This window comes from Gimesia fumaroli, assembly GCF_007754425.1.
Taxonomy (GTDB): Bacteria; Planctomycetota; Planctomycetia; order Planctomycetales; family Planctomycetaceae; genus Gimesia; species Gimesia fumaroli.
Window position 1 is genome coordinate 4,508,582 of sequence record NZ_CP037452.1, and the last position, 26,757, is coordinate 4,535,338.

Below are 26,757 nucleotides of genomic sequence, written 5' to 3' on the forward strand. Positions count from 1 at the left end.
TAGCCGATCACACCAACGTAGCAAGGACAAAATCCACTTTGTAACGTTTTCAGATCTGTTGGAAAACAGCCCCCATTTGCGAAAGCCGCATGTATGCGTGGAAGCCAGACCGATGCGCACTTTTGAAACAATTCTGCGGCTAATGCATTTTCGCCCGATAGACGCCTGGCGTCTCGCCGATTTTTTCTTTGAACGTGGTACTGAAATGCTGTGCATGGCGAAAGCCGACCTTTTGTGATATTTGTGCCAGTGACAGATCGGTCGACGCCAACAGCTCCTTGGCTCGCTCCAGTTGCGTGCGGATGATCTCCGCTTTGGGAGAGCGACCGATGGCCGATTTCATCTGTCGTTCTAAAGCCGTCCGTGATAGCGGCACCGCATTCAGAATATCAGTTACCTGAATTCCCCCGCAGGCATTCTCGCGAATGAACCGTAGGGCCAGCGCCAACTCGGGGTTCTCCACGGCAACCACGTCCGAAGATTGTCGCGTCACAATTCCCAGAGGATTAATCAGATAGGGTTCTTCCGGCGCCGGCTCCCCTTTCATCAGTCGACTCAATAGCGCCGCCGCCTCGTAGCCGATGCGTGATGAATTAAACGCCACACTCGATAACGGCGGCCGCGCCATCATGCACAGGATCTCATCATTCTCCACCCCAACCACGGCCACTTCATCGGGTACGGAAATCCCCGCCCGCTCGCAGGCATCCAACAACCAGAACCCCAATTGATCGGTACACGCCATGATCCCCACCGGCTTGGGTAAACCACGCAACCAGTTCGCCATCTGCTCCTGATGTTTTTCCCATTCGCGAGGGGCTTCCGAATCTTCCGATGCCGAAAAGGCGCTCACTTCATAGCCGGCATTCTGAATTGTCTGCACGTAATTATCGCGGCGTTCTTCAAAATAGACTTCGATTCCGATTTCATACACGCCAAAGTGACGAATGCCCCGTTCCAGAAAATGCTCGGCAACCATCCGGCCCATGGCCCGGTTATCAATTCCCAGAAACGGAAAGTCATGCTTGAGCTTGGTCGAGCGCAGTTCGACCGTGGGAATTCCCGAAGCCGCGATCGCATCGGCGACTTCCTGGCTGATGGTACGACTCAGAATACCATCCCCTTTCCAGCGGGAAATCCAGTCCGGAATCTGCGAGTCCAGCGAACGCGGCATCATGAATACAGACCATTCTTCATTCTTAGTAATATACTGGCGAATGCCGTTCAGTAACCCTCGTCCGTGGGAACGCGACGTTTCAATGAACAGGGCAACGTGAGGAATTGACGAACGGGGCATGGAAGAAACCAATGTGAATTCAGCAACAGTAAAGCGGCAGTTTCCGCTAATTTCAATTATTCTTTTACAGCAAGTCTGTTTTCTGTTCAATCATGATCGAAACCGATCTCAGGAGTTCGTACAATACACGACAATATCCTCTCGCTCTACAGCTTTGATAAGAATAGACCAGGAAAGGCTTTCGTGGATTACTTGATTAAACAGGCGTTACCGGAAGATTTTCTGGCTGTCGCAGCGCTCGACCGCACTGCCTGGCCTGAAGAACCAGACACGTTCATTCCCGACGGCGAACACGCCTGGCGGCTCTGGTGTGAATACGCGACCGTATTAATTGCCACGACCACCAATGAAAGCCAGAACCAGACGGTGGCAGGCGCACTATTGATGTTTCCCACCAATACGGGGGAAACGTTCCTGCATAAAATCATGGTGCACTCCGAATTTCGCGGCCAGGGAATCGGATCAGCGTTGATGAAACAGGCGCTGCAAAATGCAGATCAGGTAGTTCTGCTCACGGTGAACCCGGATAACAAACCGGCGGTCCGGCTGTATGAAAGTTTCGGCTTTCAGATCAGAACCCGGATTGACGGCTACTATCGCCCGCACGAACATCGACTCTTAATGGAATTTCAACCCTCAACATAAACTTTCGCAGAGGAATACGCGATGCAACAATCAGAGCGGGTTTTAATCCTGGGTGCCGGCATCAACGGCGTCGCCATCGCGCGCGAATTACTGTTGAATAACATCCCCGTCTGCATTATCGATCAAGGCGATCTCTCTCAGGGAGCGACGTCCAAATCCTCAAGGCTGATTCACGGCGGCTTGCGCTATCTGGAATACGGCGACTTTTCCCTGGTCAAAGAGTCGGTCCATGAACGGGGCATTCTGTTGAAACTGGCCCCCCACTTCGTGAAGCCGCTTCGCTTTGCGATTCCGCTGGCACACCGGGCTTCTGGCGTCACTTCGTCCGGACTCCGTTTTCTGAGTGGCTTCCGTGTGCCGGGCACGCACTGGCTTTCGACGAAATTTTCCTTCTCCTCGGAACGGGGACTGTATTTAGTTGATATGGGGCTGACACTCTACGACTGGTTCGCTTCTAAAGGAACGCTGCCTAAACATTCAGTTCACGATGTCGGTGATACAGGCCTGCCTCAAATCAATACCGACAAGTTTCGCTGGATGGCCTGCTACTCGGATGCGCAAATGCGGTTTCCCGAACGCTTCGTGGTCGCACTGCTACATGACTGCCAGAAAATCGCCAACGAAAGGCAGCTCTCTTTTGAGCTCTTGACGTACCAGCGACTCAAACTCAACGGCCGAACCGCTCAGATATCTTCAATACATGCTCCCGAACAGATTCATGAAGAATTCGAGCCAACGGTGATCATCAACGCCTCCGGCGCCTGTGGCGATTTAACACTCCAGCAGGCCGAAATCCCTTCAGAACGTCTCATGGGGGGCACCAAAGGCAGCCACATTATCACATTCAATCAAAAGCTCCGCGAAGCGCTTGGCTCACGGGCGATCTACTCCGAAGCCAGCGACGGCAGACTGGTATTTATTCTCCCTTTCGAGAACAGCACACTCATCGGTACGACTGATGTTCGCGTGAAAGGCAATCCGCTTGACGTCACAGCGACGCCCGACGAACTCGAATACCTGGTCGGTATGGTCAACATGGTCTTCCCGCAAGTGGGACTGACGACCGACGATATCAACCTGCATTACAGCGGCGTGCGTCCGTTACCCTATCAGCCACAAGGCAAAGCCGCCTCGATCTCCCGTGATCATTCCCTCAAGGAATATGAAGGTCCATCCGGCTGGATCGTCACCCTTGTTGGCGGCAAACTCACCTCGTGGCGCGCCTTTGCAGAAAAAGTAACCAATCGCATTCTGAAGAAACTCGGCAAAAGTTATTTCACGGAATCGAAAACCCGCCTGATCCCGGGCGCCGAAGGTTACCCGCAAACCGAAGATATTCTGAAAGCAGAACAGGACCGACTCTGCCAGAAATATCAACTTTCGCTGGAAAGCATCCAGGCGCTGTGGCACCTGCAGGGAACACAGATTGAAGAGATCCTGGATGCGTTGCCCGATCTCTCAACCGATTTAATCACAGGAACGGTCATTCCCCGCCAATATGTGCTCTGGACCATTCAACACGAGTGGGCTGAGACACTCGGCGATCTGGTCGAACGCCGTCTGATGCTGGTATTCGACGAAACACTCAAAGAAGCCACGCTCAAAGATCTGGCCGACTGCCTGGTTGAGTCCGGCAAGCTTAGCGCGGATGAGATACCAACATTGATTGCCGAATATCAGCAACATCTGGCGAAGTTTTACGGGAAAGCCGTGAGTTAAACGTTTCTCATTTCGCAGTCACTTCGCGGACAATGCGGAAGGCACCGCGCGAGGGAGAATTCGGAGCACCATGTCCGCGGACATACGAATTCAACTGGTCTGCCCCTTGTTGAAACCCGCCGCCACGTCGCACACGTTCGCTGCCCTGTTCGGGGCCGGTCGGGTCTTCTGAGGGAGATTGAGTGTAATAATTCTCAGCGTAGAAATCCTGGCACCACTCCCATTCGTTGCCATATAAATCGTACAGTCCGAAAGGATTCGGCTGTTTTTGCTTCGCCGGGTAAACCCGTCCTTGTGAGTTGTTCAAAAACCAGGCGTAGTTTTCCAGCTCGTCCATTTGATTCCCAAAGAACCAGCGTCCCTTGCTCCCCGCGCGACACGCATATTCCCATTCGGCTTCGGTCGGCAGCCGATATGTGTCACCCGTTTTTTTCGAGAGCCAGTCGCAGAACGCGACCGCATCGTTCCAACTGATATTGACCGCCGGTGCCTGGTCGCGAACGGGCAGGTCTCCCAACTGATTCCAGAAGTAAGAACCGGATCTGCCCCAACTTCCGCCTGTCATTCCGAATCCGCCACTGCGTTCGGCGTCTGTTTGATACTGCGTCTCTGCCACAAATTGACGGAACTGCTCGTTCGTGATTTCGGTCGTGCCCATGTAAAACGGCTGCGTGAGTTTCACGGGATGGGCGGGTACATCATGATTCGCTTCTGCACCAGAGCCGTCTCCCATCATAAATTGCCCGGGAGGAATGAGCGTCAGTTCCAACTCTGGCCCCGCGGAACTAAGGCTCACACTTTGATTAACAAACAGGTCCCATTTCTGTGCGTAGCCATTCTGTGCAGCCTTCGCATCCGTGCCAGAGGGAGGGACCAGAGAGGCATTCGGAGACTGCTGTGCGAGTTCTGTCTCTGATGGTGAATCTTTTCGGCCGAAAGGATTCAAGATCACCGCCGCGCATAAGACCAGTGCAACGCCAGCAACACCGATCCAGAGCAGCCCCGGCTTTTTCGCAGAACGCGTTTGTGGCGCGCTGGAAACCGTGGCACTCGCCATGGTTCTCAGTTCGGGCACCGGTTCTATCTGGGTGGGCGCACTGGCCCAGTTTTCCTGTACCGGCTCTGCGTTGTTAACCTCTTTCACCGGAAGATGGAACGTCTGATCTTGCAGCATGTCTTCATTAAACTGATTCAGATCGGCGAGCAGATCAGTTGCCGACTGATAACGTTCCTCGGGATCTTTCGCCAGCATCTTTGCGAAGATGTTGTCGAACTCAACAGGCACTTGAGGCAGGATTTCGGATAAACGCGGAATCGGCTGTTCCTTGTGTGCCAGAATGCGTTCAACTGTCGTACCGCCGCCGTACACGGGTTTGGCCGTCAACAGAAAATAGAGCGTGCACCCCAGACTGTAAATATCGGAACGATGATCGGCGAGCTTCGTATTCCGGGCCTGCTCGGGCGCCATGTAATCGATGGTCCCCATGAAAAACTGGCTCGACGTCAATTCGGTCTGTGAACCTGAGCCTAAAATGTCATCAGACTCCTGCAGGCGTGCCAGTCCCATGTCCAGAATTCTGAGATCACCCTGATCGTCGACCAGAATATTCGCCGGCTTGATGTCGCGATGAATGACACCCCGGCCGTGTGCATATTCCAATCCCTGTGCTACCTGGATCACACAATTGACCGCGTCCGGAAAATCAAGCGGGCCGGAATCACGCACCAGCTGTGTCAGACTCTCGCCATCAATATATTCACAAATCAGATAATGCACGCCCTGGTGCTCGCCTGCATCATAGGCGGTCACTATATTCGGATGCGACAACCGCGCCGCCGTCTGCACTTCGCGTTCAAATCGTTTCAGGCGATCGGGAACATGCTCCAGGTCAGAACGAATCACTTTCAATGCCACAATGCGTTTCATGCGCTGATGCATGGCTTTGTAAACTGTCCCCATACCTCCCGAACCGATCGGCTCCAGAATCAGATAATCGCCGATCAACAGCGGCCGGGCTTCTGATGAGGAGAGTGCGTGGCTCTGATATTCGGTCAGTGCTCCCGTTTTAAGCAATATTTCGGCAAGCGCGGCTGCGGACTCTGGCTGCTGATCTTGACCCAGGTTTTCAATCACGTCTGTCAATTCGTGTTCAGACAGAATACCCGCTTCGATCACTCGAATGCGGAATTGCTCCAGAGAAAAATCATCGAATTCATGCGGCCCCTCTTCGGAAGAATCGTCAACGGAAGCAGCGGGATAGACGGCTCGTGCCTCACCAATCACTGATGAGAGCCATTCCTGATCGAGTACGGGGAACTGCTGGAGGTACTCGCTCGATTCCGGCGTTTCCCCTTGCTGACAGCGATGTTCCACATCCAGCGGGATCAACTCTTTGAGGATCACCTCCCGATAATCGACGGCGACATCATCCAGATATGCATTGATCGAGGGAAGATCTCCCTGCCTCAACTCAGATTCATACCGATCGCAGAGTTGATTTATTTTCAGCATCAGGTCTGAAGGAAGCTGCTCGAAATCTGTTTCGTTTGGCGATTTCACAAATTGCAATCCTCTTGCCACAGACGGGTAATCAACTGAAGTTTTCGTTCAACGGTTCGGCGAGTACAACCTAGACTCTGTGCAATTTCAGTTGTAGTTTCCCCTTCCATTTTGGCCAATGCAACCTGTCTTAATGCCGAATCGCCGGTTTTATCCAATAAAATAAGTAACCGTTCCAGTTCTTCAGCTAACTGCACTGTAAATTCCGGAGAGGGTTCCTGCTGAATGATCTGTTCAAAGTCAACAGGCATGGACGTTTGCTTTTTGCGTTCGGCGTCGCTGTCGCTCTTACCGCTGCCCCCTCGTTTTTGTCGATTTTCGCTTCGAATCAAATCGACCGACTTATGGGAGGTAATCGCCACCAGCAACGGCCATAAATTTTCACGGTCAGTAATCTGGGAAAAGCGACCATTTTGCGCCCCCAGACAGAAACTTTTAAACGCACTTAAGGCGACATCTTCTTCATCTGCCATCGCCCGGGGCGCGCCGCGCAACTTCCGCCGCGCGACCTGGACCATTTCCTGAAAATAGGATTCCCACAATCGTTGCGCAGCCTGAGCATCACCAGTTTTTAACTGATCAATCCATTGCGTTACTGTCTCTTCAATCAAAGACATTCAACGTGCTTTCCAGAAAATACTACCCGCCCGTCAATTAATGCATTATATCGTAGAGTCCTTTGATTCAACAGGTTAGGTCGACTCTCAGTCAAAGTAAATTATTTTCACATTTTTTGTCGCAATTTAACATTCCCTGACGAATTGCCTGAGAAAGGGCCAAATTCAATATCGATTTCCGAGCCCTCCTCCTGAACATATCATTCGCATAGAGAGAGAGTAAAACAATGGCTCATGTTCGATTCTCATTGAAATGTCGTTTCCTGTTGTGTCTGTTATTTTTTGCAATTGGTTCGGCTGGCATCTCGAGTGAGGTCCATGCTCAAGAACGAAATCGCGTAAAGGATGACTTGATTTCACTTAGCGACGAGTTCGACGATGCTGCCACAATGGATCAATGGTTACGCATTTATGAGACAGAAAAAACCAACGCCAATCAACTGGAAAATTTCGATATCGCCAAAACGCGTCCCGGCTGGATGGTGATGATGCCTTACAGCAGCACCTGGTATATGGATTATCGTGGCGTGCTCGTCTACAAACGGGTCAAAGGCGATTTCGTTGTCACGTCTAAGATTCGCGTTGCCCGACGAGGCGGCGATGGTGCCCCGCGCAGCAACTATTCTCTGGCCGGACTGATGATTCGTACGCCTCGCAATGTCACGCCGCAAACCTGGCAGCCGGGCGGTGAAAATTATATTTTTCTCTCACTTGGCTCTGCCAGACGTCCCGGAGTATTTCAGTTTGAAGTCAAAACCACGCTCAACAGTCGCTCGACACTCGCAGTGACAGATGCCGGCACTCCCACTGCTCTGATTCAAATCGCCCGCATTGGTAACGATTTTATCCTGTTGAAGAAAACCCCCAGTGGCAACTGGAACATACATCAACGTTACCGCCGCGCCGACATGCCTCGGGAATTGCAGGTTGGTTTGACCGTTTACACCGATTACAGCACGGCCTCCCGCCTGCAGCCAGCTCAACAAAATACGCAGGTCATCAAAAATGGACGCCCCGATCTGGTCGCGGGTTTCGACTTTGTCCGCTTCAACCGCCCCCAGGTTCCCAGTCGCCTCGCAGGGAAAACCTTTTCCAATCCCAGCGAAGTGTCCGACGCGGATCTGCTGCAGTTTCTGGGTGACAAAGCCCATTAATAAAGAAGATTGCGTAACAATCAGGCCACATAAAACCAAGTCTCTCCTGTTTGCATTTGATTCGACACCGGGTTTATAATCAGATCAGGCATCCAGTTCGGTTAATTCCGGCTTGAATTGCCACTTTCATTTGATTGATCAGATACCCTAAGCGATTTGACGACAGGAGCCAGAAGGCATGCGTTTCACTTCCCGATTATTTTCTATTCTCACCGTCCTGGCGATGACGGTGCTTTCATCTGACTGCGTTTCCGCAGCCAAACCAACAGACGGTGTGCTGGTCGAAGCAGAAAGTTTTAATCAACATGGCGGCTGGAAACTCGACACCCAGTTTATCGAGATCATGGGATCTCCGTATCTGCTTGCTCACGGACTCGGACAACCTGTGAGTGACGCCAAAACAACGGTTCAATTTCCTTCCACCGGCAAATACCGTGTTTTCGTGCGGACCAAAGACTGGGTCGCTCCCTGGAACGCACCTGGAACCCCCGGCCGTTTCCAGTTAGCCATCGATGGCAAGCCGCTCAAAGAAACGTTTGGGACCAAAGGTGCCAACTGGTTCTGGCACGATGGTGGTACGGTGGAAATCACAAAACCTGAAATTGAACTTTCACTTCACGATTTAACCGGCTTCGAAGGCCGCTGTGATGCGATCCTGTTTACCAAAGACCTGTCTTACTCTCCCCCGAATGAAATGGCGCCAATGGATCAATGGCGTAAAGCCATGCTGGGGCTTCCCGCGCAACCGGAAAAAACAAAACCGTATGACCTGGTTGTTGTCGGTGGCGGCTACGCCGGCCTGGGTGCGGCGATCTCAGCAGCTCGCATGGGTTGTCAAGTCGCACTGGTTCAAAACCGTCCTGTTCTCGGCGGGAATGGAAGTTCGGAAGTACGTGTCTGGGCAAAAGGTCTGGTACGTCGTGGTAAGTATCCGCACATTGGTGAAATCATTGCCGAATTTGCTGACTCGGCAACGGCCTCTCCCGGCACCTATGAAGAATTCGGCGACGACGTCAAAGAAGCAACCGTCCGGGCAGAGAAGAACATCGATTTATTTTTAAATACGCACGCTTACGCCGTCAAAAAAGAGGGCGACGCGATTCAAAGTGTGACCGCCTTTAACACTAAAACAGGCAAGCAAACCGAATTTCAGGGCGCCCTGTTTGCCGACTGCACCGGCCATGGGCAAATCGGATATCTGGCGGGTGCCGACTATTACACACATGAAAAAGGCCACATGGGCATGAGCAACATGTGGACCTGGAAAGAAGCCGAAAAAACACAAGCCTTCCCTGAAGTCCCCTGGGCTCTCGACCTGACAATGGACGACTTCCCTTATCCCAAACGCTTTCACGGCGAATGGTTCTGGGAAAGTGGTTTCGATAAAGATTCGATCAAGGATCTGGAGTCGATGCGCGACTGGAACTTCCGAGCCGTCTACGGTGCCTGGAATGCCATGAAAAACAAAGATGGTAAAGACAAACACGGCAACGCCGTCTTAACCTGGATGGCCTATATCGGCGGACCACGCGAAAGCCGTATGTTACGAGGTGATGTCATTCTCCGCAGAAAAGACATCGTCAATAAAGTCGCTTTCCCCGATGGCTGTGTGCCCAGCACCTGGTCGATTGACTTACATTACCCCAAAAAGCAATACATGAAAAAGTATCCGGAAGACCCGTTTATCTCGCAGGCGGTCTTCGATCGTAGCGTCGACCGCAAACGCGGCTATCCCATCCCCTATCGCTGCTTCTACTCTCGTAACGTTCCGAACCTGTTTATGGCGGGGCGTTGTGTCAGTGTGACACACGAAGCGCTCGGAACCGTCCGGGTCATGAAAACCGGCGGCATGATGGGAGAAGTTGTCGGCAAAGCGGCAGCGATCTGCACAGAAAAGAAATGCAGCCCCCGCGCTGTCTATACCGATTTTTACCAGGATCTCGACCGTTTGATGTCACTCAAAGGCGTCGAACGACGGGATTCGATTGATGGTGAATTTTATACACCGAAAAACGCCACACAATTACCGCCTGTGATTGACGCGTATATCGATCCAGCCGCACTGCCGGGACTCGTCATTGATGATGAAAACAACAATGTCCAGTTCGTTGGCAAATGGACCAAAGGTGAAGGTCTCAAAGGTTATATCGGCAATCATTATGTGTATCATGGTAGAGGGAAAAAGGCGGAAATCCACTTTAAGTTCCAGGTCGATAAACCCGGTAAATATGAAGTGCGACTGGCCTACGGTCATCACGAAAACCGGGCAACCAACACGCCTGTCACCGTTCGCTCTCCACAGGAAACCAAAACCGTTAAAATCAATCAGCGTATTAAACCACCGCTGCCGAACGGCTTTATTTCACTGGGAACATTTCAGTTCGAAAAAGACCAGCCCATTGAAGTGATCATGTCCAATTCCGGCGTGGATGGAAATGTGCATGCAGATGCAATTCAGGTTCTGCCGGCGGAATAAATCAAAACGGTTTCTCACTGAGTAATTGATCCAGAACAAATAGTTCAGAATAGAGATGCCTCAAACAAAGTCCCGCTTTGTTTGAGGCGTTGAGAGAAGGATGACAGAGTTACCGCTAGTTCCCCTGCCTCCGAAACCACCGCGACCAGCAAGCCTTCTGAGATCAGTCTTGTTAAAATTTTATCGCATCGCGGTTCTGGTCCTGATTGTCTTTCTGATCCGAGATTATTACGTCCGCAAACGCGTACAAGGTGACGCGCCGATTCTGTTACACGAAGTCCAGGCCATTCTTCCTGCTGCAGACGCACTGAGTGTCGATCATTCAGAACGGCGAGGACTGTTTATCCTCGATCAGGGTCAGCAGGTCATCGGCTACGCCGTCCGCACCGCGCCGATCTCTGACGACATCATCGGCTACTGTGGCCCGTCAGATACACTGATTGTATTTGATCAAGCTACGGGAAAAATCTCCGGTCTCTCCATCCGTAGTAGCGGCGATACCACGTCTCATGTCAATGATGTCCGCAATGATCGTTACTATATGAATTTGTGGACGCAGTATTCATGGGATGATCTGTCAAAGCTGGATCTCCAGCAGGGTGAAATTGAAGGCGTCTCCGGCGCCACCATGACGAGCATGGGAATTGCCCATGCGATTGCGCATCGAATCCGGTACTCTCAACAACAGGTCCAAACGGCTCCCCCCTTTCAGTTCCGTACCAGCGATGCCGTTCTGCTTCTGTTCGGCCTGGGAGCCGCGTTGATTACATTCACCCGTCTGAAACGCGTTCACCGACTGAGAACGCTGTTTAAAGTCAGTGCCTTGATCTATCTGGGGTTTGTAAGTGGCGATCTATTGGCAGAGTCTTTGTTTGCAGGTTGGGCCAGGTATGCGGTCCCCTGGAGACAGTTACCAGGGCTGGTCGCATTGGCAGCACTGGCCGTTCTCGTTCCCTGGACGACTCGTAGAAATCTGTACTGTCAAAGCATCTGCCCGCATGGCACAGCCCAGGAGTTTCTGGGAAAACTCATTCCCACGAAACGCAAATGGAAAATCAGGCCAGATATCAAACGGGCCTTGCGCTGGATCCCCACATTATTATTGACACTGATCCTCTGCATCATTTTTTTAGACATCCCCATTGATCTGGCGGAACTGGAAGCCTTTGATGCCTTTCTGCTTGCCTCGGCAGGCATCGTCTCGATTTGTATTGCCGTCACAGGACTACTCGCGTCACTCTTCATCCCACAGGCATACTGTCACTATGGTTGCCCGACCGGTGCCATCTTTGAATTTGTCCGCTCGCATGGCAGAGCCGATCACTTTGGGAAGGGCGATTTTGTGGCAGGGTTTCTGCTGTTACTGGCAATAACGTTGAATCAGTATGCCGAGATTTTCAAGCAGTATCTGTTTCAATAAGCATATGAGGCATTATTTAAAATGGATCGTTGAATCATCGTGAATTTGGTGCCGCAATAAGGCCTTGCTTACCATGTTCACAAGTTTCTGAGGCTTATACGGCTTTTTCAGGAAGTGCAGAAACTCAGAGCCTTCCATTTGATCAGAAATATCCGTTTCACTCAATCCACTCGTCAGGACCACGGGGATATCGATCCCCTTTTCTTTCAGTAGATGATACGTCTCCACACCACTCAACCCGGGCATGGTCATATCCAGTAGAATCACACTGATTCCGTCGCGATTCTTCTCATAAACGTCAATTCCCTCGTTGCCGGAATGGGCCACCATGACCGAAAATCCGAAGCGGTTTAAGACGTGATTCACTACATTGCAGACGGCTTTGTCATCGTCGATCACCAGCACATACCCTGCATCCGCAGGCACAACCGTATCGACGCTACTGTCACTCTCAATCTTCTCTTCCGCTTCCGTTGCCACAGGCAAGATCACACGAAAACAGGATCCATGTTCCACCGTCGATTCAACATAGAGCCCCCCGTTGTGGCCTCGAATGATTCCGGAAACCCCTGCCAGACCAAGCCCGCGACCTGTAAATTTTGTAGTAAAAAACGGATCGAACATTTTGGACTGGCAATCTTCATCCATGCCGCTCCCGGTATCTTCAATCTCGAAATACACAAACTGACCGGGGCTGATATTCTCACAGAAAAAGTAGTTGGCACTATTTTCCGGAGTCAACGTCATAATTCCCGTACGAACGTGGATCACTCCCGCCTCTTTTTGATTCTGAATCGCTTCAGATGCATTCGTCAACAGGTTCAACACGACCTGTTCAATCTGTCCCATATCGCCGTGGATCAGCAATTTGTCATCGGACAATTCCAGTACAATATCTGCATTGGGAGACACGATGGATTTTAAGATCTCAACCGTTTCCTGAATAATCTGATTCAGATTGAACGTGGTTGTGACAAATGTCCGCCGCCCCGAATATGCCAGCAGACGTTCGCAGATTTTGGTCGCATGTCGTGCCGCGATTTCAATATTCTTTACGTTTTCAATGACAGTAGAATTGTCTTTCAATTCCATCAGCGCCAGATTCGTATTTCCCAGAATCGCCAGCAATAAATTGTTGAAGTCGTGCGCAATGCCGCCAGCAAGAACTCCCAGACTTTCCAGTTTCTGAGCGTGCAGCATCTGGGCATGCAACTGGTCTTTTTCTTCTTCTATCTGAATTCGATCGGTAATATCACGAATCACCTGAATATAACCGGTGATCTGATTATCAGAACGCCGTAACGGAGTCACGATTGTCTCACCTTGAAACTGGGTTCCGTCGGCGCGCAGGTACTCAACAATGAACGGTTTCAAAACCCGGGAATTGGGATAAGAAACCCGTAAAAACTCATCATCGAACTGGTCCCCCGATGTAATAATTTCCCGAATCGGCCTCCCCAGTAGATCAGCCTCTTTGCACCGGAAATGAATTTGAATCGATTCATTGCACATCACAATGTTATGACTGCGGTCAGTCACGATCATGGCATCCGTTACGGAATGGAAAATGGTCTGCAACAAAATCCGCTGACGGTTTAGTTGTTCGATGGTTTTCTTGCGGACGGTTACATCGATCGCCAGTCCAATACAGCCAATGATCACATCATCTGAATTTCGTAACGGTTCGATATGAATATCCAGAATCGTATTTTGCAGCTGCTGCTCAAACCGGACCGACTCCCCTTTCAAAGTCCGTTCATGCATGGCCACCATATTCTCGGATACATCGGGCACGTCCTGAAAATCAAAAATGGCCTGTCCCACTGGTTCGTTGGGTTGAATCCCTAACTGGTTGAGCCCCGCACCGACAATCGACGTATACTGATTATTACAATCAGTCGTCCAGAGAATGGCGGGAATCTGATCCATAATAATTCGTAAACGCGCTTCATTTTCCAGGCGGATTTGTTGCGAACGTTTCAGGTCATCAATATCAAGATGCGTACCTGTGACCTGAAGTGGTGTCTGCTGCGGAGTGACGGCGGAAACCTTTCCTCTCGTCAGGATCCATTTCCAGTCACCATTTTTATGTTTCATCCGAATTTCTGCTTCAAATGAAGATGCATTACCAGCAAGATAATCTTCCAGCAGCTTCATTGCGGACGGCAGATCATCAGAATGAACCAGTTTTTTCCAGGCATCAAAGGTCGCCAGAAATTCACCCGGTTGATACCCCAGCATCGCATACCAGTGATCATCATAATTGACCTGTCCGGTGACCAGATTGTAGTCCCACAACCCGATATCAGAGCCACGCGCCGCGAGTGTCATTCGCAGCTCGCTTTCCTGCAGCTTCTTTTCAGCCTGTTCGCGACTCAACTCTGTTGCAGCACGGAATGTATAGTTTTTAATGGCAGGAATTTCACACAAATTTTCGTGAATCGGCCGATCACTCAATAAAACCACATGGCCTTGCACCTCACCGCGTCGATTGATCATCGGCAGACTGAAATAAGCTTCAACCTGATGATCCACCAGAAATTTGTCATTCGGAAATAATTTTGAGACCCCACTATGAATCACATAGCAGTCAGGGCCCATCGCATTTTCACAGGGAGACCCGGTGGCATCATATTCAAAATCAGGAATCAATTCTCCGTCTATGAAGGCACCATTGGTCTGACACTTTTTGATTTGCTGATAAAAATATCGATGCTGTACCAGCAACACGCCTTTTAACTTGAGCGCGTCTGCCAGTTCCTTGACCAGACGTTTAAAAAACTCTCCGCCGGTCACACCGCTGGTCGCATTCGACAGCAAATGCAGCAAACGCTCATTTTGTCTTTGTGCGGTGATATCGTTAATCAGCCAGAGTTCCTGCTCTGTGTTATTCGGCAGGGTGACTTCACATAAATGTTGTCCCCCGTCACCGCGTTTGAACCAGATCTCTGCAAGCGAAGACCGTTCCTTTGAGTTCAAAGCAGATTGCAGACTGGACTTCAATTGAAATAACTGGGATAGATTTTCCTGAAAGACCAGGGAATGCTCTTCTGATCCCCCGAGGAGATCATCGGCACGCTGATTAATAAACAGTTCTCCCCCCGTGTATAAAATGGCGCCGGAAGGAATGCTTTCGATGATTAATTTAACAGAGGCGGTCGTTGTCTGCTGAGGATCAGATTCTTTGAGCGAATCCTTTACATTGAGTGTAGAATCTATACGGAACTGTTTTATTTTCCGTGATGAGCTTAATTTCGATTCCATTCAAACTGACTCCCCAGTGGACTACGGATGGGCAAACAACAAGACCCTGCCGTCACATCAAGAGTTTGATTTGACACAGGTAGTTATATGCTACAAAACCAGAGACCGAATCGGTATACCAATTATCGAATCCTGATGATTTGACTCACAAATATCCCCTCAGGATTTCTGTATTCGGCAGGACACAACGATAAAGCGTTAAGCGATGGCTGCAGCAAAGCCGCCAGATTTTTGGGCGAAGAAAAGAAACTCACCAAAGCCGAGTTCAAACAGTTCGTGGCAGACGTCAACGCCAATGACAACGCTGAGGACGGCGATCAGGTCTTCCGCCGTTCTGATCTCAGCTGTTTAAAAGGTCATTTCGTAAGCAAAGTCGGCGGGAAATAGACGTTCGTATCCCGAATATATGCCCCTACAGCGTTGGCTTAGGAGCTTCGATCGCGTCGTTGTCTGCCTTGGCTTCGGGAACATAGGGATGCGTTTCCTGCCACTCATCCCAGAATTTGGCTGCATGTGTATGACGCCAGAGCGCCAATGCATTTCCGACGTGGCTGTAAAACGTATACTTTTGCAGAATCTCATCTTCCGTGTGACTGGTGGTATTGTTGATGATCCATTTCGCCGCTTTCACAATCTGCTCGTGGGGCGGATGGAGTTCCTTCGGCGCAATCGCCAGCCATTCCAGATGATGCCCGGTCGCGATCACATTTTTATACTCGGGAATCTCTTCGGGATTCGTCAATGCCGTCTTCCCATCCATCCAGTTCGCTGGCCAGTGACCATCCTCAAACTGGCAAACGCTAATCAGGTCTCGCACACGTTCCAGGTAGCCATACGCATTGGCCCGCGCCCGATCTGATAAAATATCATATTCGTCATCCAGACGAATCAGTAACATCAGTGAATACACGCGATGTGTTCCCACACAGACTCCAAATTTCTTATGACCCCGAATCAGACGTTGCACAATCTGGTCGAACGAAACAGAACGCCCGTCGGTCGTCTTCCACTGTTTGACGGGAGGAATCCACAAACCGAAGGCCATCGCCGACCATTCCACTTCTCGTTCATCCAATCGGAAATCACGCAATGACTGCTGAATCACATCGTTAATATCCATGTCGCGTCTCGCCGGAGCAAAGACGGGTTCATCAAGATGTATGCCTGCCTCGGTCAGCGAAGCCAGCCAGTGATCATGGTGCACCGAGCCTCCCACCTGACTGCCCCAGCGAATCGAAATCCCTTTGGGCTCATCAACCAACAGCGGCGAAGCGTCATCGCCCCAGGAAGCCAGAAAGCGGGCATGGTCGATCAAAAAATCACGCATTTCAATTCCCGAAACAATACTCGGATCCTGAAAAGTAGATCGAATACTCCAGGTCCGCAGTGCATGTTCTACATGATTCGGCTTCATATGCTTCCGGGGAAACTTGGGCCGCACCTGCTTGAGCACCGCCGCCAGTTCTTCGTCAGTCACGACGGAAGGATCGTCGTACAACGGTTCCACCTGCAGCGGTACCTTGCGATCAATTTTTACTTCCGGATACGTGGCCTGATTGAGAAACACGCTATTGAACACCTGGCGTGAATCGCGAGAGCCCATGGTATAGGCGCCACAAAATGCGACCACCACCAGAACCTGTACCGCAATCAAAGTTTTCGATGACAATTTGCGTGACTTCATAACTCTTCTCTTACATTAAATTAGAATTGTTCCCACAACCAGCTTAATTTCAGGCAACAATTATTGAATTGGTTTGTTTCTTAGCAGCACCACCGAACGGCCATCTTTATATCCCACACGCCATTCACCATCGCGTTCTAATCGACGCATCAGATTATTTCGACGCGGCAAATCCAACACCACCGTATTCACTCCATAACGCTGCAGTAGTTCTTCCGCATCACTACTGAGATTGATCACCCGCAGATAATGATCCCAGACTTCGTGCGGCAGTAAATGCACGTGCGAATTCGCAAACACGGAGAGATCCTGCGGACCATCCCACAACAGGTAATCGCCGAGTTCCATGGAATTGAAGACCTGACCATTAATCTTCTTCTCATTCAGATAAGCCACGGCTCCAATCGGCGTCGCGTTGGAAACACTCTTCGCAAAATCAACCTGTTTACCGTGTAATATTTGAGAGCCAATTGGCGTAATCGCAAAACAAATCCAGATCATACCGACGGTAACGATGGTCCATTTCCCGGCATAATGAATTTCATGTTCTTCATCTTGATCTGTCATGCGCTTCCGTTTCTGTCCCCAGATCGCGGCACCATGTAATGCCAGATAATAGGCGGCAACCGGTGCCCACCAGATAATCATGCGAGAACTCCATAGAGCCGCTGTTCCCAGTCCGACCAGGAGCAGCACTTCCGTTGTTGCAATCCGCCGCGGCGTGAACCGGCAGGCAATTACCAGAAACAGTGCCAATACAGCGGCAGCTTTCCCTTGATACATGCGTAAGGTTAACGGATTCCACTCGATCAGGTCCGCCAGATTGGGGTTCGAAGAGAAGGAAAAGACTTCTGTATATAATTGCAAACCATATGGGTTAACCAGCACAGCAACCGCTGCGAGTTCCAGTAAAATAAAAAGCCGGCGTGTCACACTGTCCTGAAACATGGCTTTCCATACGCCCGATTTTCGGCCGACATCAAAGGCCCGTCCTGCCAGGAAACAGCCGATCAAACCCAGTCCCACTGGAAACGAACCATGCAGATTCGCCCAGACCACAAACAGGCCCGGAATCAGATACCAATACGATTTCCGCCATTGGCGCGCATTCAGCAGGGTAAACAGCATTACAAAACAGAGTAAGCCTGCCAACTGAGGCCGCACGATTCCAAGTTGCTTCCAGTCACACAACAGAAAACCGGCAATACAAATCAGGCTCCAGATAAAACTGTCCGTCCGTTTTTGCACACGATACAGCAACAGCCCCAGACAAGCAGTGATCGCAGCCGCATACAGGAATTTAATTCCCGCCACGCCAAACTGTTGAAACGTCTGAAATCCAAGCAACTGGCTCAACCAGGCTGTGTCAATAAAGGGAACCCCCGATGCCAGCGGCACGAGTGGCTCGAACGACGGAATACTTCCCGTCTCCCAGATCAATTTCCCATACGCCAGATGCCCCCAGATATCGGTGTGCCACAAGGGGAGTGAGCTGAATAATAAAAACGCAAGCGAAAGGATACAAACGGAGAAAAAGGTAAACCGCGAAAGACGAAGCGCTTCCGGAAAGCGATCGACGAGCACCGCATCCTCAGAGGTCTCTTCATCAGGGTTCTCATTGGTAGATTCGTTTTGGTTTTCCAAAGCTGTAGCCATAATAAACAGATCGAGATGAGAGGTTAGTCGAAAATATCATATGCTGTTTCGCGACGCCAAACGAGTGGAATCAAACAATTGTCCCCTGTTTCAGCTTGAATCAGAGCTAATCTCAGATTCCAAACCATTGACCGCGCAGCATCACGACAAGTTTGTTTACCTACAGCCTAGTTCAAGCTCTGTCGCGGCGTAAAATTCACTTTCCGGATTCCCGTCTGTTGCGAAAAAACAACAATCGTACGTGCCGCATGAAACAGACGTGACAGCTTTACCGATTCTACCGGTTCTGCCAGACAGTCAGAGAGAAACGCCTTCGGCTGCACTCTGAGGCGAACGGGGATCAACGGGCGGCGCAGTCAAATCGCGAGGTCTGATCGTCTGCGGCTCGGTCTGTTTCCGGAACAATAAATCGCTTCCCGGCGCATCAACCACTTCCGGCAAAGGCACCTCTGCCTGGGCGATCGTTGCCTGGTCCAACTGCAAACGTTCAAACCAGGCATCCGACTCGTCGCCGAAGACATCTGCAACAACCTCTAACGCTTTCGTTTTTTGCTGTTCCGAACCAAATTGCTTCCAGATCAACCGCGCAATTTCCACGCCCTTATCATAAGACCGGTTCTGTTTTAATAACTGCAGAATGATTTCCCAGGAACGGAACGGCTCTCCTTCGGTACGATACAGGCTCAACGCCAACTCGGCACCAATTTTCGGTTCGCCAGGAGCCAGCTCCATCCCCTTCCGCAAATATTCGATGCGTTGCGTCAAGTCATCCTCGTGCCGGGCCAGGTACCAGTAATACTTTCCATTCCAGACCGGATGGCAAATCAGATACGTACAGGGAATCAAAAGTAACTGTGCAAACACAAATGAAACGCGCAACAGCCCGGCATAGCGGGACCGATTGATCAAAACCGCGCCCGCTAATAACCCATAGAGAAACCCTGACACATGTGCGGCATTCGCGATGTGTAGAATCCCCAGGTAAGTAAAGACAAAACACAAGATCAGCCACCCCAGCCCCCAGGTGATTTCACGCTCGGTAAATTCTTCGGCCAGATCAGGATCTATCTTCCTGAACATCATCAACAACCCGAACATCGCAAACGCGCCACCCGACAGGCCTACGGGATAATGATCGAAATAGTATTCCGGCAGCAGCGAAATAAACGTCGCCAAAATCAGAAAGGCAGCATACAGCCAGGAACGCATCCGAGGTTCGATCAGTCGACCCAGATATCCGATGGCAATACAATTCATCAGCAGATGCAATAAATCGCCATGATGAAAACCGCTGACCAGAATCCGCCACCATTCCCCCGCCCACAAATCAAACGGGCCCCCGGTGGGAAAATCGTCTTCTTTGATCAAGGGATGGTCATACACAAACACCAGCGGCTGCACGGCCCCTAATTTCCATAATGCGGTATCAAAGACGCTATCCGCGGGAGTCCCCTGCTTGATCCGATACACCTGAACTGCCAGGAACAAGCCGACAGCCACCGCAATATAAGAGGCGGTGATCGGATATTTCGAACAGATTTTTCTCAAATTCTGAAACATAAACAGGAATTCAAATGACGTTCATAAAAAGGGGACTGCCATCAAAGAATAGCTGATTTGCACGCGTTTGACACTATTAAAGGAAAACAAGACACGGGAACTTCATGAAAAAAGATCGCTCTTTCCCAATCTGTCATTTTTCGTTACAAAACGCATCTAATTTTCTTCATAAACTATTTTGTAGACACCGGTATGATCCATTCAGGCTTGCGTCGAATTCCCTGGTCCATTCTCTGCTGCATTCTCATTCTGATGGGATGCGGACTGGCGGGCATCGCGCGTGGTGACGAACTTGCTGGTCAGGGACATTATTTTCAAAAGCAATGCGTCTGGATTCTGATTTCCCTCCTGGCACTGGGGGGCACCATCCTGTTTCCTTATCGCAACTTGCGAGGCGTCAGCTATCCTCTGTTTCTGGGAACACTCATACTGCTTGTTGCCGTTTTTTTCATCCCCGCCGTCAATGGTTCAAGGCGCTGGATACCCCTCGGTTTTTTCAAATTCCAGCCTTCCGAACTGGCCAAAATCACATACATCCTCGCTTTAGCGCATTATCTGATGTACCGTCAGAATTATAGGCGAATCCCGGGACTGATCGTACCCTTCATTTTGACCTGTGTCCCTGTCTTTCTGATTTTACGCGAGCCGGATCTGGGAACGTCCCTCTTATTCTTTCCGATTCTCTTCGCCATGCTCTTCTCCGCCGGCGCACGACCGAGGCACCTCATCACCATTGTCATGTTGGGAATCTGCACTCTGCCCGTCCTCTGGCTCGAAATGAATCCGGAACAAAAATCCAGAATTGTGGCTCTATTCACTCAACAAGATGGGGGAGAACTCCCCAAGGGAGATGGATATCATCTCTACCAGTCGAAACAAATGCTCGCACTCGGGGGCGTCTGGGGCAGCGAGATCGCCGGCATGCCCGTGGATGATCCCGCCGCCTATCATCTCCCCGCTGGACGCACTGACTTTATTTTCTGTCTGGTGGGCGAACGCTTCGGAATTATGGGCTGCCTGTTTGCGCTGTCCGTCTTCATCTTTCTGTTTTTCCGCGGCTTGCAGATCGCTACCGCCACGCGCGAACCCTTTGGCCGACTCGTTGCCGTCGGCATCGTCACGCTACTCGCGTCTCAAACGATCATCAACACCGGGATGACCGTCGGCTTAATGCCCATCACAGGCATGACGCTGCCGCTGATGAGCTACGGAGGCACCAGTATGTTAAGTACTTGCCTGGCACTCGGACTGCTGATGAATATCTGCATGCACCCAGGTTACGAAATGAATGCCGAACCATTTCGTTTTTAAATCCCTCTATAACTGCGTCAGACTAGAGACAATCAGTCGCCACTCTTTTCGAAACGTCAACAGAAAATAGTCACGCGTACACGTTCCCTGGTTTTCGAAAAGCAGATACAATTCACGAAGATTCACAGCACCTGCAGCGAGTGTGCTGATTACCGCGTTCGTTTGTAGCAAGAACCTCCGATGACCATCACAGATTCCGAATTCGCAGCAGCACAAGCCAGAATTCAAGCTGCCTATGATCCTGATTTACTGGCTGCTGCCAGCCTGAAGTTCTCCGAATTAATTTCGGCACACGCACAGTCAATTCAGACCGAGGACAGCATCGTCTTAAACTGGCATCATCCGGCCGAAAATATTGAATTAGCACGACAGTTTTTGCAGACTCAAGACAACACTGACTCAACTCCCCCCACTCAGCAAGACACGATTCAGGAATTCCAGCAACTCGTCCAGCTGATGCTGGATCGAGGCCACAACTTACAAAACCCGCGTTATATCGGTCATCAGGTCCCCGCTTCACTACCGCTGGCCGGCTTGTTTGACGCGATCACGTCAGTCACCAATCAGGTGATGGCCGTTTATGAAATCGGCCCCTGGGCTACCGCCGTTGAACTCGCTTTAGTCGAAATGGTCGGCAAAGAAATCGGTTTCACGCCGGGTGAATTTTCTGGCCTGGTCACAAACGGCGGTTCACTCGCCAATCTGACCGGACTGCTGGCTGCACGAAATTTAGCGTGTCCCGAATTCTGGACAGAAGGCTCACAGGCACAATTCGATTCAAAGCCTGTCATCCTGGCCTCCAGCGACGCGCATTACAGTGTGACGCGTTCAGCCGGCATTCTGGGAATTGGTGCAGACAACATCATCAAAATTCCTCTGGATGAACAGCGCAAAATACAACCGGCAGCTTTAGAAGAACTGATCTTGAAATGCCGGAAAGAAAATCAAACCATCATCGCGGTTGTCGCCTGTGCCTGTGCCACCCCGATCGGTGCCTTTGACCCCCTGAATGACATAGCCGACTTGTGTGAACAATACCAACTCTGGTTGCATGTCGATGCAGCACATGGGGGACCGACCTGTTTCTCTCAACAACACCAGCACCTCACAGCGGGTCTGCACCGCGCAGACAGTGTGGTCTTCGATGCACACAAAATGATGTTCATGCCGGCTTTGAGCGCGTTTCTGTTTTTCAAAAATAAGGCACACCAGTTCTCTGCCTTTCAGCAACAGGCGCCCTACCTGTTTGATCCCTCTGCACCGGAAATTGCAGAATACGATCTCGGCTTAAGAACCATTGAATGCACCAAACGTGCGAACAGCTACGCGCTTTGGGGAATCTGGTCTCTGTTTGGTAAAGGCCTGTTTGCGGATCTCGTAGATATTACATTCGAAACAGCCCAGATCTTTTATTCACTGCTCGAGCAGGCTGCTGACTTTGAAGCATTACACACCCCCGAGTGTAATATCGTCGTCTTTCGTTATCAGACAGCTTGGTTACAATCGCTGCCACTTGAACAGCAAAATCTGTTTCATTTCCAATTACGTAGACAACTGATTGAATCGGGTGAGTTTTATATCGTGCATTCCGTTCTGGACGGACAAGCCGCTTTTCGCATTACGGTGATGAATCCGCTCACTACCAAAGTGCATCTATTGCGGCTTCTGGAAACAATCCGCCACAAAGCCAGCGCACTGCAACACGCTTTTCCCGCGACTCAACAGGCAGATCCCTGCGAACAGACTTGACAATTAAGTCTGAGATCGAAAGAATCATCGCTCAGAAAAGACAATTGCGATCTGAATTGTTATACTACAACAACATCATTACAAAATACGTTTCATTTGAACTTACCTTCAGGTGAATTCAAAGACTAACGGAGAAGTGAGATTATGAGCGGCCCCATAGTTCGTACTGGTACAACACCTAAGTTCTGGGAAAATTACGACAAAATTTTTGGAGACACTCCCAAAAAAGGTGCGAAAAAGAAAGCAGCGAAAAAGGGAAGCACAAAAAAGAAAGCTGCTGCGAAATCTTCCCCAGCTAAGAAATCTGCGAAAAAGTCTCCTGCCAAAAAATCACCAGCAAAGAAATCACCCGCCAAAAAAATAACGGCCAAAAAAGCAACAGGCAAGAAAACGGCAAAAAAGAAAGCCAAGAAAAAATAGGCACTCGATGGGTTGCGCTCGCTCAACCAGTGTCTCGTTCGGATTTCATTTGATGGCTTAACAAGGTGCTCAAGTTCAGTGAATCCTGAATCCACAGCTTCCAGATTGACACCGCAAGCCATTCTTATCATCACATTGATCGGCGGTTCTTTTGCCGCCGATTCGTTCTTGCGGTTCCCGATTCCCGGAACAAATGAACCACACTATCTCTGCAAAGCCAAACACTATTGGAATCCCCAGTGGTGCGCCGGAGATTTTTTTCTCGAATCGTCTAACGCACATGCCGTCTTTTATCAGGTCGTCGGCCTGCTTCCCCAACGACTGTCTCTGCGCGACACGGCACTGCTCGGCAGACTGGCTGGCTTTTTGCTATTGGCGATTGGCTGGTTTCGACTCTTTCAGGTTTTAACACCCGGCCGCTGGTCACCTTTAATTGCTGCCTGGATTTATCTGGGAATCGCAGCAATCGGCAACTTCTCGGGGGAATGGATCATTGGTGGCATTGAGTCCAAGGTATTTGCCTACGGCTTTCTCTTTTTATCTCTCGCCAACGCCAGTGAGCAACGCTGGAACCGCAGCGCCATCTATGCCGGGCTCACCATCAGCTGGCATCCCGTTGTCGGAGTCTGGGCGCTGTTATGTAGTGCCTTTTCACTTTTGTGTCTCTGGTTGTTACAAAGAAAATCCCCAACTCGGGTCACACTCCGAGATGCAATTTCAAAAGCTGTTCCTGCAGCGGGGCTCCTCATCCTCTGCGCACTCCCCGGTCTGATCCCTGCCGTCAATCTTCTGCTGCACAGTGATTCCCGCGACAATTTTGCAGCCAACTATATTCAGGTCTTTTACCGCATCAAGCATCACCTCGACCCGATGGATTTTCACACCTTCGGCTACCTGATGTATGCAGGACTTCTGGGGCTCTGGTTTTTCCTGAGACGAAAACAGAATACCACATTTGCCAATCGATTCTTCCAATGTTTTATCCTGGGAACGATTGGCTTGGCGTGCGTCGGCTTTTTGCTCGGAGCTGGACCTCGGCCCGCTTCAGAAATGCCCTTTTATGCATTTCGGATGTCGCTGTTAAAATTCTATCCGTTTCGTCTGTTCGACGCGTTGCTCCCACTGGCAGTCACGATGGCACTGGTCAATTCCGTTTCTCAACGATTCTTTGAAACCAGACAGACAGACGCAGCATCGCCGTCCGCTTCACACTCCTCGCGCAAAGCAGTGGTTGCTGTGCTGAGTCTGAGCATTTTTACAGCCGTCCTCTATTCGGCCTGGGTCTTCCCCCCCATCCACAAAATGTCTCCTGCGCAGCGTCAGGACTGGATCGACGCCTGCCAGTGGATCAAACAAAATACCCCCGAAACAACTCTGTTTCTGACACCGGCCAGGGAATCCGACTTCAAATGGTACGCCCAGCGTCCTGAATATGTGACCGTCAAAGACTGTCCTCAGGACGCCCCCGGCGTGGTAGAATGGAATCGTCGCCTGAAATACCTTCGAAATTGGGGCCAGAAGTATTATAATGAAGGCTTTGATGATCGGGCCCTGGAGGCTCTCAAAGAAAACACCAACATCACACACCTGCTGGTCAAACGACTCGGCCCTTTTAAAACCATCAAATCCGTTTATCAAAATCAAACCTATAAAATCTACGAACTTCCCTGATCCCCGCCTATGAATGGTTCTTCTCATGCATAACTTAGACAAGTTCATTGATCACCGCGTTCAAAAATGGTTCCTGTCCCTGCTCGTGGGCGTAGCCTCACTGCTGATTCTACCATTACCGTCGGCGCAGACCGGTCAGCTCGATTCACAGCTCAGTGCGCAATCACCGGCTGTCAAACCGGGTGACTGGCCTTATTTCCTGGGGCCGCTCCAAACGGGAATTTCACCGGAAACCAATCTGCTCGACCAGTTTCCCGAACAGGGTCCTCCCCTGCTCTGGGAGAAAAAAATCGGAACCGGCTACAGTGCCCCTTCGATCCTGGGCAACAAACTGGTAATCCATCACCGTCCTGATGGCGACCGCGCAGGCAAAGAAGTTATCGAATGCGTGGATGCCAGTACGGGCAAAGAACTCTGGAAGTACGAATACGCGTCCGATTTCCGCGACCCTTACGGATACAATAACGGCCCGCGTTGCTCTCCCTTGCTGACTGACAAGCACTGTTACACTTTCGGCGCACAAGGCAAATTGTATTGTCTGAATTTCAAAGACGGTTCACTCGTCTGGCACATTGACTGCCTGAAAGAATTTGACGTCCCCCCCGGATTTTTCGGCGTGGGCTCAACTCCGATTCTGGAAGGAAACAAGCTGATCGTGATGGTCGGTGGCAAGCCCAATTCCGGTATGGTTGCCTTCGATGCACTCACCGGAAAAAAACTCTGGGAAAACGTCGGCAAGGATGTCTGGGACGGAGCTTCTACCGGCTGGGAGCGACTTCCCACTTATAAATGGCGCAGCAACAATAAAATTTCCAGCTATTCTTCCCCTCTCGCTGTCACCATTCACGGCAAACGACACCTGCTCTGCCTGATGCGTCAGGGACTGGTTTCCCTGAATCCCGAGGACGGTTCGGTCAATTTCAAATACTGGTTCCGTTCGATGATCAATGATTCCGTCAACGCCGCCCGCCCGGTTGTTGTCGACGATAAAATTTTTCTTTCCGCTGCCTACCAGGTGGGCTCAGCTTTGCTACAGGTCAACCCGGATGGCAAAAGCTATCAAGAACTCTGGCGTAATCCCACCAACATGATGACGCACTGGTCAACTACCATTCATCACGATGGATACCTTTACGGTTTCAGCGGCCGCCATGAACGCGGCGCAACGATGCGCAGCGTTCGGCTTTCAGATGGCAAAGTCATGTGGGAAACAGACGGCACCGCGCCCGTCGTCGGCAAGGTAAAACGCAACGCGTTAACGGGGCAGTTCCAATGGATTGACTCCGGCAAGACAGCCCCCTGGCCCTTTTACGGACGCGGTTCTGCGATTCTGGCGGACAACAAGTTCATCGTGCTCGGCGAGCGCGGGACTCTGGCGATTGTAAAAGTCGACCCCGAAAAATTCAGCGAAGTCTGCCGGACGTCGTTTCCGCAAATCAAATATCCATCCTGGGCCGCGCCGGTTCTCGCCAACAAAAAGCTGTATCTCCGCAGCGAATCCCACTTACTGTGTCTGGACTTTGAGAAGAAACCAGCTGAAAAATAATAAACGAA

The 26,757-nt window shown here is 50.6% G+C and carries 17 protein-coding genes; 9 read left to right on the forward strand and 8 right to left on the reverse strand.

Features of this window, described 5'->3' with window-relative positions:
• Positions 1-139: 139 nt before the first annotated feature.
• Complete coding sequence (locus tag Enr17x_RS16980) at positions 140-1,297, reverse strand: XylR family transcriptional regulator (RefSeq protein ID WP_145310744.1); 1,158 nt, start codon at positions 1,295-1,297, stop codon at positions 140-142.
• A 183-nt stretch (positions 1,298-1,480) separates the two neighbouring features.
• On the opposite strand from Enr17x_RS16980, the gene Enr17x_RS16985 reads away from it, so the two are divergent.
• Both Enr17x_RS16985 and Enr17x_RS16990 read left to right on the forward strand, forming a co-directional pair.
• Positions 1,481-1,942, forward strand: coding sequence for a GNAT family N-acetyltransferase (locus Enr17x_RS16985; RefSeq protein WP_198000633.1), 462 nt, complete (start codon positions 1,481-1,483; stop codon positions 1,940-1,942).
• Between the two features lie 21 nt (positions 1,943-1,963).
• Positions 1,964-3,661, forward strand: a complete 1,698-nt coding sequence (locus Enr17x_RS16990) for a glycerol-3-phosphate dehydrogenase/oxidase (protein ID WP_145310747.1) — start codon at positions 1,964-1,966, stop codon at positions 3,659-3,661.
• A gap of 7 nt (positions 3,662-3,668) precedes the next feature.
• Here Enr17x_RS16990 and Enr17x_RS16995 read toward each other — a convergent pair whose 3' ends face one another.
• On the reverse strand, positions 3,669-6,221 hold the full coding sequence (locus tag Enr17x_RS16995) for a bifunctional serine/threonine-protein kinase/formylglycine-generating enzyme family protein (protein ID WP_145310749.1): 2,553 nt from the start codon (positions 6,219-6,221) through the stop codon (positions 3,669-3,671).
• Positions 6,218-6,838, reverse strand: a complete 621-nt coding sequence (locus Enr17x_RS17000) for a sigma-70 family RNA polymerase sigma factor (protein WP_145310751.1) — start codon at positions 6,836-6,838, stop codon at positions 6,218-6,220. Before Enr17x_RS17000 ends, Enr17x_RS16995 begins: the two co-directional genes overlap by 4 nt.
• A 227-nt stretch (positions 6,839-7,065) precedes the next feature.
• Between Enr17x_RS17000 and Enr17x_RS17005 the strand changes: the two genes are divergently transcribed.
• The 3 genes from Enr17x_RS17005 to Enr17x_RS17015 all read left to right on the forward strand — a co-directional run bounded on the left by Enr17x_RS17005 (position 7,066) and on the right by Enr17x_RS17015 (position 11,888).
• The gene (locus tag Enr17x_RS17005) at positions 7,066-7,992 is read left to right on the forward strand and encodes a hypothetical protein (RefSeq protein WP_145310752.1); all 927 of its coding nucleotides are present in this window, start codon (positions 7,066-7,068) and stop codon (positions 7,990-7,992) included.
• A gap of 178 nt (positions 7,993-8,170) precedes the next feature.
• Positions 8,171-10,468, forward strand: coding sequence for an FAD-dependent oxidoreductase (locus tag Enr17x_RS17010; RefSeq protein ID WP_145310754.1), 2,298 nt, complete (start codon positions 8,171-8,173; stop codon positions 10,466-10,468).
• A gap of 169 nt (positions 10,469-10,637) precedes the next feature.
• Positions 10,638-11,888, forward strand: coding sequence for an FMN-binding protein (locus tag Enr17x_RS17015; RefSeq protein WP_198000634.1), 1,251 nt, complete (start codon positions 10,638-10,640; stop codon positions 11,886-11,888).
• A 12-nt stretch (positions 11,889-11,900) separates the two neighbouring features.
• On the opposite strand, the gene Enr17x_RS17020 is transcribed toward Enr17x_RS17015, so the two are convergent.
• The 4 genes from Enr17x_RS17020 to Enr17x_RS17035 all read right to left on the reverse strand — a co-directional run bounded on the left by Enr17x_RS17020 (position 11,901) and on the right by Enr17x_RS17035 (position 20,052).
• A complete protein-coding gene (locus tag Enr17x_RS17020) occupies positions 11,901-15,152 on the reverse strand; it encodes a hybrid sensor histidine kinase/response regulator (protein ID WP_145310758.1) in 3,252 nt (1,083 codons plus the stop codon).
• Positions 15,153-15,564: 412 nt separating this feature from the next.
• Positions 15,565-16,836 (reverse strand): hypothetical protein, encoded by a 1,272-nt coding sequence (locus tag Enr17x_RS17025; RefSeq protein WP_145310761.1) that lies wholly within the window; start codon positions 16,834-16,836, stop codon positions 15,565-15,567.
• Between the two features lie 60 nt (positions 16,837-16,896).
• Positions 16,897-18,492, reverse strand: coding sequence for a hypothetical protein (locus Enr17x_RS17030; RefSeq protein WP_145310763.1), 1,596 nt, complete (start codon positions 18,490-18,492; stop codon positions 16,897-16,899).
• A gap of 297 nt (positions 18,493-18,789) precedes the next feature.
• Positions 18,790-20,052, reverse strand: a complete 1,263-nt coding sequence (locus Enr17x_RS17035) for a rhomboid family intramembrane serine protease (RefSeq protein ID WP_145310764.1) — start codon at positions 20,050-20,052, stop codon at positions 18,790-18,792.
• A 192-nt stretch (positions 20,053-20,244) separates the two neighbouring features.
• On the opposite strand from Enr17x_RS17035, the gene Enr17x_RS17040 reads away from it, so the two are divergent.
• The gene (locus Enr17x_RS17040; protein ID WP_145310766.1) at positions 20,245-21,363 is read left to right on the forward strand and encodes an FtsW/RodA/SpoVE family cell cycle protein; all 1,119 of its coding nucleotides are present in this window, start codon (positions 20,245-20,247) and stop codon (positions 21,361-21,363) included.
• Between the two features lie 180 nt (positions 21,364-21,543).
• Positions 21,544-23,112 carry a pyridoxal phosphate-dependent decarboxylase family protein gene (locus Enr17x_RS17045; RefSeq protein ID WP_145310768.1) on the forward strand — a complete coding sequence of 523 codons (1,569 nt, stop codon included), beginning with the start codon at positions 21,544-21,546 and terminating at the stop codon, positions 23,110-23,112.
• A gap of 194 nt (positions 23,113-23,306) precedes the next feature.
• Here the strand turns inward: Enr17x_RS17045 and Enr17x_RS29660 are convergent, their stop codons facing one another.
• On the reverse strand, positions 23,307-23,558 hold the full coding sequence (locus Enr17x_RS29660) for a hypothetical protein (RefSeq protein WP_198000635.1): 252 nt from the start codon (positions 23,556-23,558) through the stop codon (positions 23,307-23,309).
• 52 nt (positions 23,559-23,610) lie between these two features.
• Between Enr17x_RS29660 and Enr17x_RS17055 the strand changes: the two genes are divergently transcribed.
• Both Enr17x_RS17055 and Enr17x_RS17060 read left to right on the forward strand, forming a co-directional pair.
• Complete coding sequence (locus tag Enr17x_RS17055; protein WP_145310772.1) at positions 23,611-25,203, forward strand: DUF6798 domain-containing protein; 1,593 nt, start codon at positions 23,611-23,613, stop codon at positions 25,201-25,203.
• Between the two features lie 25 nt (positions 25,204-25,228).
• Positions 25,229-26,749: an outer membrane protein assembly factor BamB family protein gene (locus Enr17x_RS17060; protein WP_232100754.1), complete on the forward strand. Its 1,521-nt coding sequence runs from the start codon at positions 25,229-25,231 to the stop codon at positions 26,747-26,749.
• Positions 26,750-26,757 lie beyond the last annotated feature (8 nt).